This window comes from Acetivibrio saccincola, assembly GCF_002844395.1.
Lineage (GTDB): Bacteria > Bacillota > Clostridia > Acetivibrionales > Acetivibrionaceae > Herbivorax > Herbivorax saccincola.
In genome coordinates, this window is sequence record NZ_CP025197.1 from 1,211,114 (window position 1) to 1,223,420 (window position 12,307).

Consider the following 12,307-nt stretch of genomic DNA (forward strand, 5'->3'; position numbering starts at 1 on the left):
GTACAAGTGGAAGATATTATGATAAGAAACAGATACCCAGGACAGTCAGTCCGATACAGGAGAAGGACGAGAAAAGTTAAGAGGCAAAAGAGACATGGAAGGAAATCCTTTAATATAATTCAAAAGATTATATTGCAGACGGCTTTGTGTATTTTTCTGGCAGTCTTTGCAGTAATCATAAAAGTGGCAGACAGCCCTGTTACAAATTATATTGAAAATAAAATAACAGGTATACTGTCTTATAATGTTGATATCAAAGATTTTCTTTACAAAATGGACAATTTTATTCAAAAAGCAGATGAAAAAAATCATGAAAAAGATGAAAATGTTAAAGAAGATGAAAAGCAAATTGCCATATCCGGTGATAATCCATATGGTGGTAATGCCCGTGATAATAATGAGGCTATAAATGTAAACAGTGATGTTGCAAATGGGGATTTTGCAAGTGATGATTATAAAGTTTTAAGCATGGATGAAAACAATATATATTACGGGGAGTTTTCAGAAGAAAAAAGGGTTGACAGCATAAGCTATAGCGTTGAAGATGAGCATTTATTTGTTATTCCTGTTGGAGGGACGGTATCCTGCTTTTTTGGGGAAAAGAAAGAATCATCAAATGGTACTGAAGATTATCATACAGGCATCAATATAGAAGCTGAAGCAGGAACTCCTATAAGGGCAGCTCATAACGGGGAAGTATTGGAAGTTGGGGAGGACTTAGAGAGGGGCAAATTTATAGAGGTGAAACATAAAAAGAATCTAAGGGTAATATATTCTAACTGTTCAGAGTTGTTAGTAGAAAAAGGTCAATACATTAGTAAGGGAGATGTCATAGCAAGAGTGGGGAATACTGCTAATTTTAAAATCCCGTCCCTTTATTTAATATTCCTTAAAGATGATATACCTGTAAATCCATTAGATTATATTGATGTTACTAATAAGCAAGATGTATAAAATAGATAATGAGAATAATGGTAAAATAAAAAAATATGTTAAAGTAAGAGTAAATCCTTTGTTTATTGTTTTTGTCCCGTTAATGGTATATTTTAATTATTTTCCCCAATACTGTATTATATATTTTTCCATGACAGTTCATGAATTAGCCCATATTTTTACGTCAAAATTAATGAAAGCTAAATTACAGTCAGTTAAAATATTGCCAATAGGAATACATGCTGAAATTAAATATAATTATTTGTCTTTGGTAAAGCGCTGTTTAATAAATATAAGCGGTCCCATTGCGAACCTTCTGTTTTTCACTGTATGTTTCATTTTAAAAGCATATTGTTTGTATGATATGCTTTTTTTTATCTATGCAAATATTTCACTGGCAGTATTTAATTTGCTGCCTGTATACCCTTTAGACGGAGGGAAGCTGTTAAAAGATATTCTTGAAACAAAACTGGGTTTTTTTAAAACTTCGAAGTACATAAGGAGAATATCCCTGGTATTCTTAATATTGATGTCTTTTTTAGGAACACTTCAATACATCACCAGCGGTTATAATATAAGCCTATTGGTTTTGGTTATATATCTTTTATTTAATTTTAAAAATAATAAAACGGAGGTAGCGTTAATGAATGTAAAAAATCTTGTATACAGGGGTTCAAGATTTAAAAAGAAAGGCATATATCCTGTAAGGGAGTTGGCTGTGATGGAGACAAAGAGTTTAGGTGATGTTATAAAGAGTATGGATTTTGATAGATTCCACATTATATATGTACTTGATGAAAATATGAAGTTGATTGATGTGGTTACGGAAAAAGAGGTTTTAGACTATGCAATTAAGTACAATACACAGATTTCTTTTAAAGACTTGTTTGAAGACTGCAAAAAAACTCCACTTTGAAGTGGAGTTTTAAGATTATGAAATTTTATTCTTATTTTTGAAGTAAGTTGAGATTTTCAAGGATTTTTCTTGTGGATTTAGCCCTGTTCATGGTTAGAAGATGGATGCCGTCCACTCCGTTGTCTATTAAATCCTGTATTTGCATACATGCATATTCTATACCTGCTTTTAACATATCATCAGGATTACCGCCGTATTTATCCATGATAATAACCAATTGTGCAGGAATTGACGCACCGCAAAGAGATGCAATTCTTTTTATCTGGTCTGCTCTAAAAACAGGCATTATACCAGGCGTTACAGGGCAGGTAATTCCTAAAGAAATGGCTCTGTCTAAAAAGTCATAAAATATTCTGTTGTCAAAAAATAGCTGTGTAACCAAGAAGTCAACCCCGGTATCCACTTTGTTTTTTAAATTTATAAGGTCATCTTTAATGCGGGGGCTGTCTACATGTCCTTCAGCATAGGCAGCAGCAGCTATGCATAGGTTGCTTCTTTTTTTAATATGCTCTATCAGTTGGCTTGCATATTGGTATACATTTTTACTGAAATCGAAATCAGGCTGGTCTCTGGGTGGGTCTCCCCTTAGGGCCAATACATTTTCCAACCCTTCATTTTCTAAAGAATCTATAAGTGAATCTATTTCTTCTTTAGAATGTCCCACACATGTAAAGTGCGCCATACTTTCTATTTTGTAGTCTTTTTTTATTTTTGATGCAATTTCAATGGTACGGTCTTTGGCACTGCCTCCCGCTCCGTAAGTTACACTTATAAAATCAGGTTTTAGCTTTTTAAAATCTTCTAATTTGTCATATATGGAATCTAAAGGCATATCAAGTTTAGGTGGAAATATTTCAAAGGAAATAACAGGTTTTTTGGTTTTAAATAAATCAATAAGTCTCATCTCTAATCTCCTCTTTTATATGTATTTGGAACATTTACTACAAAAATTATATCATAAAAACATCTACTGTCAAGTATATTTAAGTACATTTATATACAGCCAAAGATAATGACAGATATTTAAAGTACATTTAAATACAATTAAAATTTCGTTATAAATTATAGGAAATTCATGCAGGAAACTCTCAAAAAGGAAAAGCCCCTTGCATTAAAGATACATGTATTTTGTTTAGCAATTTAACCTTGACAAATTATATTGAGAATAGTATTATAATAGCAAGATAAGTTTAAAAACGCCTTTTTAACAGGCAAGCTTTAAAAAAACCTTAAAGGGGCAAATTTACGTTTATGAGAACCTTCTTAAAAGGAAGGTTTTTCTATTTTATTGTCTTTTTTATTGTTTTTTGTGTCCGGGATATGGTTAATATATTGTTTATCTTTACTCTTACAAAGGTAAAAGAAGCTGGAGATTCCTGGCTAAAAGGCGTTGTTATTATACAGAATGGGGTTTTTTTATGCGAAGTCATGAAAATTATATGAAAAGAGCCATAGAGTTAGCAAAAAAAGGATGGGGAAGAACAAATCCAAATCCTCTTGTAGGTGCTGTCATTGTAAAAGACGGCAAAATTATTTCTGAAGGGTTTCATGAAGTGGTAGGAGGAAGTCATGCGGAAGTTTGTGCAATTAATAATGCCGACACTTCTGTTGCCGGAAGTACAATGTATGTAAATTTAGAGCCTTGCTCCCATTACGGAAGAACCCCGCCCTGCGTGAAGGCAATTATAGAAGCCGGAATAAAAAAAGTTGTTGTGGCAATGATAGACCCAAATCCTAAAGTTTCAGGAAAAGGTGTGAATATTTTAAAAGAAGCAGGGGTAGAAGTTGAAGTAGGGGTAATGGAAAAAGAGGCAAAGGCTTTAAATGAGATATTTATAAATTATGTGGTAAATAAAAAGCCTTTTGTAATTATGAAAACCGCCATGACTTTAGACGGGAAAATTGCAACTTTTACAGGAAGTTCTAAGTGGATTACAGGTACCGAGGCAAGAAGATACGTGCATATTATAAGAGACAGGGTGTCGGCTATAATGGTGGGTTCAAACACTGTAATAAAGGATAATCCTTTTTTAACTACAAGGCTTGAGAATAAGGAAGGAAAAGACCCTGTAAGGATTATTGTAGACGGCAAGGGAATTGTGCCTGAGGACAGCAATGTATTTAATTCCTCGTCAAAAGCACCTGCTATACTTGCCACCACTTTATCCATTGATAAAGACAAAGAGAAAAGATTGACGGAAAAGGGTGTAAAAATAATAAAAACAGAAGGCGAACATGTGGACTTAAAATTATTAATGGATGAACTATATAAAATTAATATAGACAGCATATTGCTGGAGGGAGGGGGAACCCTTAACAGCTATGCTATTTCTTCAAAAATAGTGGATAAAGTTATGTTTTTTATAGCACCAAAGATAGTGGGAGGAAAAAATGCTGTTACTCCCGTTGAAGGTTGTGGAATAGATAAAATGGAAGATGCGTTGGAAATAAAAAATGTTTCGGTAAAAGAGTTTGGGAATGATATACTAATTGAAGGATACCTTGAGAAATAAAACAAGAAACAGGTGAAGGAAATGTTTACTGGTATTGTTGAAGAAATAGGAACACTAAAGGAAATAATACCGTCAAGTCAATCAATTAAATTGACTGTTTGGTGTGAAAAAGTTATACAGGATGCAAAGGTAGGGGACAGTATAGCTGTAAACGGTATATGCCTTACTGTTACAGAGTTTACAGACAAAAGTTTTATTGCTGATGCTATGCCTGAGACTATGAGAAAGACAAATTTGGGAAGCTTAAAGGTTGGAGGAAAAGTAAATCTTGAAAGGGCCTTAAGGCTGGGAGACCGATTGGGCGGGCATATTGTAACAGGGCATATTGATGGTACCGGGAAAGTTGTAAACAGGTGGGAGGAAGACAATGCAATATGGCTTGAGATTACTGCAAGTCCGAATATATTAAAATACATAGTTCAAAAAGGCTCGGTGGCACTGGACGGAACCAGTCTTACAATTGCAGGTGTGGGGGAGAGTAACTTCAGGGTTTCATTAATACCCCTTACAGCAGAAATGACCACCCTTAAAAACAAAAAATACGGGGATATAATAAATATAGAATGTGATATAATAGGAAAATATATAGAAAAACTGCTAAGTATAGATGTCAGGGACAGTGAGCCGGGAAAAAAGATAGATTTGGATTTTTTAAAAAAGTACGGATTTGCTTAAAAGAGGATGTGGCACAGTAATTTGGTGTAGCACAGAAGGGAGGATTTATGTTGAAGTTTAATAAAGTAGAAGAGGCCATAGAAGATATAAAACAGGGAAAGATGGTAGTTGTAGTTGATGATGAGGACAGGGAAAATGAAGGGGACTTAGTGATGGCGGCAGAAAAGGCCACCCCTGAGAGTATAAATTTTATGGCAACTTATGGCAGGGGAATGATTTGTGCACCATTGACCAAAGCCAGGGCGGAGGAGCTAAAGCTTGATCTTATGGTTGAAAAAAATAAGGAACGTATGAAAACCGCTTTTACCGTTACTGTGGACCATAAGGATACCACTACAGGCATTTCTGCTTTCGAAAGGGCTAAGACAATAAAGGAACTTGCCAACAAAGATGCAAAAGCTGAGGATTTTTTGAGGCCGGGGCATGTTTTCCCCCTAGTTGCCGTGGAAGGCGGGGTTTTAAAAAGGGCAGGACACACAGAAGCTGCTGTGGATTTGGCTAAAATGGCAGGTCTTTATCCTGCAGGGGTAATATGCGAAATAATGAATGAGGACGGCACAATGGCAAGAGTTCCCCAACTGATGGAGTATGTGAAAAAACATAATCTAAAAATTATTACAATTGCAGATATTATAAGCTATAGACGAAATACTGAAAAACTTATTAAAAAGGCTGCAGAGGCAAAAATGCCTACAAAGTATGGGGAATTTAAAATTGTTGCATATGAAAATGCTATTAACGGGGAACATCATGTGGCGTTGGTAAAAGGTGATATTTCCGGTACAGATGAGCCGGTGCTGGTGAGAGTTCATTCAGAATGCTTAACAGGAGATGCCTTTCATTCTTTAAGGTGTGACTGTGGTGAGCAGCTGGAAGTCGCTTTAAAAAAGATAAATGAAGAAGGAAGAGGCGTTCTTTTATACATGCGTCAGGAGGGCAGAGGAATAGGTCTTGTTAATAAGGTGAAGGCTTATGAGCTTCAAGATGAGGGAAAAGATACTGTAGAGGCTAATATATTGTTGGGTTTTCCGGCAGATTTAAGGGAGTATGGAATTGGAGCTCAAATATTAAAAGACCTTGGTTTGAAGAAAATAAAACTTCTTACAAATAACCCTAAAAAACTGGTAGGGCTAAAAGGGCATGGTTTAGAATTAGTTGAAAGAGTTCCAATTGAAATAAAAGAAAATAATGTTAATAAATTTTACCTAATGACAAAAAAAGAAAAAATGGGACATATGCTGTCAAGTTTAATTTCAAAAGAGGATAAGGAGGACAACAAAAATGGTTAAGATGAATCATGGAAAGCTTATTGCAACAGGTTTAAAATTCGGAGTGGTAGTTGGGCGTTTTAATGAATTTATAAGTGGCAAACTTCTAGACGGCGTTATAGACGGACTTGTAAGGCATGGTGCTGAGGAGTCAGACATTGAAGTTTTCTGGGTGCCGGGAGCCTTTGAAATCCCATTAATGGCTCAAAAAATGGCAAAATCCCAAAAATACCATGCAATAATTTGTATTGGGGCAGTGATAAGAGGAAGTACACCTCATTTTGATTACGTTGCAAATGAAATGTCAAAGGGAATTGCAAAAGTATCTTTAGACGAGGGTATGCCGGTGGTGTTTGGAGTGCTTACAACAGACACAATTGAGCAGGCAATAGAAAGAGCTGGTACAAAAGCCGGGAATAAAGGCTATGAGGCAGCAGTAACAGCTATTGAGATGACAAATTTATTGAAGCTTTTATAATATTTTGAATATAGATATTGAATACGGACTTTTATAATATTGAATATAATCAATATTAAATGTAGTATATTGAAATTTTATAATATTGAAATTTCCGTTGTATTTTAAACCTTCAGGCAGAATACTGTCCACCTGAAGGTGTTTTTAATTTTCCTTAAATTTTTTTAAAAATTCTTCCTGTTCTTTTTTAAGAAGTAAAAGATACTTCTTTAATAAATTAGGCGTATGTACATCGGTATAAATAATTTTCAGTCCGTATTCGTAGTTATGAGTGTCTTTGGTTTTTCTAATGACAACAGCTTTCAATTTAATGGTAATACCAACGTGTAAATCAAAATTTAATTCCTGATATAAAGGAAATTCATGTTTTGAATGTACCATCATGCCATTAAAACTAATATTTTTTACCATGGCAAGATTTTTTGTCTTAGATTGTCCGATTGTTGCCTCTGCATAAATAGAAACTGGAAATCTTACGAATAATCTTTTATTTGTGGTTTTCTCAAAGCTGTCAATTTTAACCTTTAATGTGTTTTTGGATTTGTCCATACCCAGAAGGGTGCAACTGGATATGTAAATTTCATCCTTCTGTTCATGACCAAGAACTATCGGATCTCCTATTGAGCAATTTAAAAGGGCGATGTCTTCAACAAGCTTGACGCAAACGGTATCACCGCTAGATTCAGTGACCAGACTTTTAAATAATTTTGTTCCGGAGAAATGCCTGATTGATACAAGAGCACCTGTTTTTAATTCCATATTTTATCACTCCAATATCTTAGAAGTTTGTAGATGTTGTATTTATTTGTATTTTAGGTGAAGCTAAAAAAATATAGTTCTTATTGATAAAGCCATTAATGTCTGCTGCTTGTTAAAAAGATGTTGATATTATAATTACATTATAACATTAATTACGAATATTTAACATATTTATTTGATTTTTTTGATACTAAAATTTTTATTTTATTTACAAATTAATATTTATGCGAAAATTATGCGAAAATTTTAAAGGATTAAATACTTCAATATAGAATACAATAATTATATTCAAACAAGTTGGGGGGATTCAATGCAAAATAAGGAGATTATTGCCTTACTGCTAGCCGGAGGTCAGGGAAGCAGATTAGGCGTACTAACAAAAAACATAGCAAAACCAGCTGTTTTGTACGGAGCAAAATACAGGATAATTGATTTCACTTTGAGCAACTGTGTCAATTCTGATATTGACACGGTAGGAGTATTGACACAGTACCAACCCCATGAACTCAATGCACATATCGGCATTGGGAAACCTTGGGATATGGACAGGATAAACGGAGGAGTTACCATATTATCACCTTATCTCAAAGCAGAAAGAGGAGAGTGGTATAAAGGTACTGCAAATGCTGTTTTTCAAAATATTCATTATGTAGATAAATATTCGCCTAAATATGTTGTAATTTTATCAGGTGACCATATTTATAAAATGGATTATTCAAAAATGCTTGACTTTCACAAAGAAAACAATGCAGATGCCACAATTTCTGTAATAAATGTCCCCTGGGAGGAAGCAAGCAGATACGGTATTATGAATACTCATGAGGACCGCAGAATATATGAATTTGAGGAAAAACCACAAAACCCTAAAAGTAATCTTGCCTCAATGGGAATTTACATATTTACGTGGGAAGTTTTAAAGGAATATCTTATCCGTGATAATGAAAATCCTAACTCAAGTCATGATTTTGGAAAAAATATAATTCCTATGATGCTTAGTGAAAATAGAAGTATGTGGGCGTATAGATTTAGCGGGTATTGGAGAGACGTGGGAACTATACAGGCTTATTGGGAGTCTAATATGGATCTTATCAGCAGGGTACCGGATTTTAATCTTTTTGATCCTGCATGGAAAATATACACTTTTAATCATGTGAAACCCGCCCATTATATAGGACCTAATGGAAGTGTAAAAAAATCCATTGTAGCAGAAGGCTGTATGATTTATGGAAAAGTAAAAAACTCTGTAATTTTCCCGGGAGTTTATATAGATGAAGGTGCTGAAATTGAAGACTCAATTGTCATGATAGACAGTGTTATAGGAAAAAACACCTTTATAAAGCAAAGTATAATAGGCGAAAACGTAAGGGTTGGAAACAATGTAGTGGTGGGAGTTGGTGAAAATATAGTGAACAAGTTAAAACCGGAATTATATCATTCTGGTATATCAGTTGTAGGAGAAAAGGCAGAAATTCCCGATAATTGCAGAATTGGAAAAAATGTAGTTATAGACACCCATATTACCCCTGAAGATTATTGTTCTTTAGATATTGAGTCAGGAGAGAGCATATTGAAGGGAGGAGAGTGTGAATGAAAAGTACAATGGGAATAATTCTTACCGGCGGCAAGAATGACAGATTGAAAGAGCTGGCTGAGCACCGTTCAAGTACAGCTGTTCCGGTAGGTGGGAAATATAGAATGATAGATTTTGTTTTATCAAATATGGTCAATTCAGGAATAACCAATATAGGAGTGCTTACCCAGTACAGCTTCCGCTCATTAATGGACCATTTGGGTTCAGGAAAGGAATGGGACTTAGACAGGAGAAATGAGGGGCTGTTTGTATTTCCTCCGTATCTTTCAGGTGAAAACTCAGGATGGTATCAGGGAAGTGCAGATGCCATGGTTCACAATATTACTTTTTTAGAGAGAAGTTTTGAAGAATATGTAGTTGTTGCCCAAGGCAACTGTGTTTATAAAATGCTCTTTGATGACATGCTTAATTATCATATTGAGAAAAATGCAGATATAACCATTGCTTATAGAGATATGTATGATTTCCCCTATGAGGAATTGCAGTATATGGGGAATTTAGATGTGGATGAAACAGGACGGATAACTGATTTCCGTGAAAAGCATAAAAACCCGCCAACAACAATTTGTTCAATGGGAATATATATTTTAAAAAGAGAACTTTTGATTTCTTTGCTGCAGGAATGTGCAGCCCATGGAAAGTATGATTTTGTAAAGGATGTTCTTATTAAAAAGCTGAATGTGCTTAAAATTTATGGTTATAGATTTGACGGTTATTGGAGAAATATAAGTACTATTAATGCATATTACAGGATTAATATGGAGATGTTAAATCCTGAAATCCGGCGCCAGCTTTTTGTTGAAAACGGCCGTGTCTATACAAAAGTTAAAGATGAATCCCCCGCAAAGTATAATGAAGAGGCAGAAGTAAAAAATTCCATAGTTGCAGACGGATGTATAATTGAAGGAACGGTAATAGATTCGGTACTCTTTAGAGGTGTTACAGTTAAAAGGGATTCAGTGATTAAAAACAGCATAGTAATGCAGGGTTCTGTAATAGAAGAAGGTGTAAATATAAAACACTTAATTGTAGATAAAAATGTCAGGATAACAAAGGGAATCAGCCTTCAGGGAACTGATACTTTTCCGGTAATTATAAGTAAAAATACAGTGGTTTAAAAAAATACAATGGTTTAAAAACTTAAGAATTATATACAAAAAGGGATTGTTATATTTTGTAAAAATAATAATCCCTTTTTATATGTATTGAATGTTGTACAGCTATGTAATATAATTTTATAAAAGCTTAAAAACAGAGAGAAAGGTAGAATGTGTATGAAAAAAGCAATCCTTATTTATAATGCTATTTCGGGGGATCAAAGTTTACCAAACAAATTAGATTACATAGTTTACAGGTTCCAAACCAATGATATTTTGCTCCAGCCATACAGGCTGAATAAAAACCATACACAGCTTGTAGAACTGCTAAAGAGCGGGCAGTTTGATTTTGTAATAGCATCTGGAGGGGATGGGACTATAAATTATGCTGGGAATATTATTTTGAAAGAGAAATTAGCAATTCCAATGGGGGTAATTCCATCCGGAACATGTAATGATTTTGCTTCAATACTAAACATCCCCAACAAATTAGAGGATTGTTTAGACATTATACTAAAAGGTAAAACAAAAAAAGTTGATGCAGGTCTTGTAAATGATAAGAAATACTTTTTTAGTTCTTTTGCAGGCGGGGCTTTTGTGGATGTGTCCTTTAGCACCCATAATGAGCTGAAAAAAACCTTTGGACCCTTTGCTTACTATCTGAAGGCGTTAAGTGAGGTTAGAAGCCTCAAATCCTTTAGAATGAAATTTGAAACGGATGATGAAGTTTTTGAAGAAGAAATTTTGTTGTTTTTTATACTAAACGGGGTGCAGGCAGGCGGTTTTAATAATTTAATCAAGGATGCAGATTATGCAGACGGGTTAATGGATGTAGTAATAATAAAAAACTGTAATCCTATTGATATGGCATCAATTTTTTTCAAAGTTGTGGGAAAGGGCATTCCGGACGACAACAAGAATGTAATTAAACTAAAGACAAAAAGATGTTTTATAGAAAGTTATGACGAAATAGCAGTGGCTATAGATGGTGAAGAAGGACACTGTTTACCTGCTAATATAGAGTTTGTACAAAGGAGTATTGAAGTATTTGCAAATTAAAAAAGGGACTGCACTTTTTTAAAAGAGCAGTCCCTTTGCCTAACCACTATCCTTGTGTCCAAAAATGCTGCTTTTTTGCCCAACTATATTCCCATTATATGATATCCGCTGTCTACATGAATGATTTCCCCGGTTACCCCACTGGATAAATCACTTAAAAGATACAAGGCAGTTTTGCCTACGTCTTCGGTAGTGACGTTTCTTCTAAGAGGGGCTTTTTCTTCCACAGTGTCCAGTATGCTTCCAAAGTTTTTAACTCCTTTGGCGGATAATGTTTTTATAGGACCTGCTGAAATAGCATTTACTTTAATTCCGGATGGTCCAAGATCCGAAGCCAAATATCTTACGCTGGCTTCTAAGGCTGCCTTAGCAACTCCCATAACGTTGTATCCGGGAAAAACCTTTTCAGAACCCATGTATGTAAGAGTTATTATACTTCCTCCCTCTGTCATTATCTCCTTTGCACGGCGGCTTACAGCCACTAGGGAGTATGCACTGACATCCATGGCATGGGCAAAGCCTTCTCTGGAGGTGTATATAAAATCATTTTGTAAATCCTCTGTATTAGCATGGGCTATACTGTGAACAACCCCGTGGATTGTGCCGTATTTTTCTTTAATGGCAGCGAATAAATTATCTATGTCCTGGTCAGAAGAAATATCGCATTGGAATATGGAATCAGCGCCAAGTTCTGAGGCACCTTTTTTCTCTCTTTCCCCCTGGTATGTAATTATTATATTTGCACCTTCATTAATTGCAGCATTTACAATTCCCCAGGCTATACTCCACTTATTTCTTACGCCCATAACAAGAATATTCTTGCCGGCAAGTAAATTTCCCATAATCACACCGCTCCTTTACCAGTAGTTATTTTTGCAATTTGTAAAAAATCAAGGCTATATAACACCCATGATACTGACAAAACATTGGTGGGCGATAATGGACTCGAACCATCGACCCCCACGATGTCAACGTGGTACTCTAACCAGCTGAGCTAATCGCCCGAAATTAAGTATAA

General features: G+C 35.0%; 12 protein-coding genes and 1 tRNA gene. 9 read left to right on the forward strand and 4 right to left on the reverse strand.

The annotated features are described in order from the left end of the window. Positions 1-6 precede the first annotated feature (6 nt). On the forward strand, positions 7-954 hold the full coding sequence (locus HVS_RS05415; RefSeq protein WP_157942992.1) for a M23 family metallopeptidase: 948 nt from the start codon (positions 7-9) through the stop codon (positions 952-954). Then, on the forward strand, positions 929-1,849 hold the full coding sequence (locus tag HVS_RS05420; RefSeq protein ID WP_242971725.1) for a site-2 protease family protein: 921 nt from the start codon (positions 929-931) through the stop codon (positions 1,847-1,849). The genes HVS_RS05415 and HVS_RS05420 overlap by 26 nt, the downstream gene beginning before the upstream one ends. Positions 1,850-1,880: 31 nt before the next feature. Here the strand turns inward: HVS_RS05420 and metF are convergent, their stop codons facing one another. Continuing rightward, positions 1,881-2,753, reverse strand: coding sequence for a methylenetetrahydrofolate reductase [NAD(P)H] (metF, locus tag HVS_RS05425; protein WP_101299957.1), 873 nt, complete (start codon positions 2,751-2,753; stop codon positions 1,881-1,883). 514 nt (positions 2,754-3,267) lie between these two features. Between metF and ribD the strand changes: the two genes are divergently transcribed. The 4 genes from ribD to ribH are packed head-to-tail and all read left to right on the forward strand — an operon-like array spanning position 3,268 to position 6,783. Next, the gene (gene ribD, locus HVS_RS05435; RefSeq protein ID WP_101299961.1) at positions 3,268-4,362 is read left to right on the forward strand and encodes a bifunctional diaminohydroxyphosphoribosylaminopyrimidine deaminase/5-amino-6-(5-phosphoribosylamino)uracil reductase RibD; all 1,095 of its coding nucleotides are present in this window, start codon (positions 3,268-3,270) and stop codon (positions 4,360-4,362) included. 21 nt (positions 4,363-4,383) lie between these two features. Continuing rightward, a complete protein-coding gene (locus HVS_RS05440) occupies positions 4,384-5,037 on the forward strand; it encodes a riboflavin synthase (RefSeq protein ID WP_101299964.1) in 654 nt (217 codons plus the stop codon). A 47-nt stretch (positions 5,038-5,084) separates the two neighbouring features. Continuing rightward, positions 5,085-6,326 (forward strand): bifunctional 3,4-dihydroxy-2-butanone-4-phosphate synthase/GTP cyclohydrolase II, encoded by a 1,242-nt coding sequence (locus HVS_RS05445; protein WP_207654802.1) that lies wholly within the window; start codon positions 5,085-5,087, stop codon positions 6,324-6,326. After that, positions 6,319-6,783 (forward strand): 6,7-dimethyl-8-ribityllumazine synthase, encoded by a 465-nt coding sequence (gene ribH / locus HVS_RS05450; RefSeq protein WP_101299969.1) that lies wholly within the window; start codon positions 6,319-6,321, stop codon positions 6,781-6,783. The genes HVS_RS05445 and ribH overlap by 8 nt, the downstream gene beginning before the upstream one ends. A 144-nt stretch (positions 6,784-6,927) precedes the next feature. Here the strand turns inward: ribH and HVS_RS05455 are convergent, their stop codons facing one another. Then, positions 6,928-7,542 (reverse strand): PilZ domain-containing protein, encoded by a 615-nt coding sequence (locus HVS_RS05455; protein WP_101299971.1) that lies wholly within the window; start codon positions 7,540-7,542, stop codon positions 6,928-6,930. A gap of 310 nt (positions 7,543-7,852) precedes the next feature. Between HVS_RS05455 and HVS_RS05460 the strand changes: the two genes are divergently transcribed. The 3 genes from HVS_RS05460 to HVS_RS05470 all read left to right on the forward strand — a co-directional run bounded on the left by HVS_RS05460 (position 7,853) and on the right by HVS_RS05470 (position 11,289). Then, entirely contained in the window at positions 7,853-9,133 is a 1,281-nt protein-coding gene (locus tag HVS_RS05460; protein ID WP_101299973.1) for a glucose-1-phosphate adenylyltransferase, read from the forward strand. Continuing rightward, positions 9,130-10,251, forward strand: a complete 1,122-nt coding sequence (gene glgD / locus HVS_RS05465) for a glucose-1-phosphate adenylyltransferase subunit GlgD (RefSeq protein WP_101299975.1) — start codon at positions 9,130-9,132, stop codon at positions 10,249-10,251. Before HVS_RS05460 ends, glgD begins: the two co-directional genes overlap by 4 nt. A gap of 156 nt (positions 10,252-10,407) precedes the next feature. Beyond that, entirely contained in the window at positions 10,408-11,289 is an 882-nt protein-coding gene (locus tag HVS_RS05470) for a YegS/Rv2252/BmrU family lipid kinase (protein ID WP_101299977.1), read from the forward strand. An 83-nt stretch (positions 11,290-11,372) separates the two neighbouring features. Here HVS_RS05470 and HVS_RS05475 read toward each other — a convergent pair whose 3' ends face one another. Together HVS_RS05475 and HVS_RS05480 are read right to left on the reverse strand one after the other, a co-directional pair. Continuing rightward, positions 11,373-12,131 (reverse strand): enoyl-ACP reductase FabI, encoded by a 759-nt coding sequence (locus HVS_RS05475; RefSeq protein ID WP_101299979.1) that lies wholly within the window; start codon positions 12,129-12,131, stop codon positions 11,373-11,375. An 85-nt stretch (positions 12,132-12,216) separates the two neighbouring features. Then, positions 12,217-12,293, reverse strand: a tRNA-Val gene (locus HVS_RS05480). Positions 12,294-12,307: the final 14 nt, after the last annotated feature.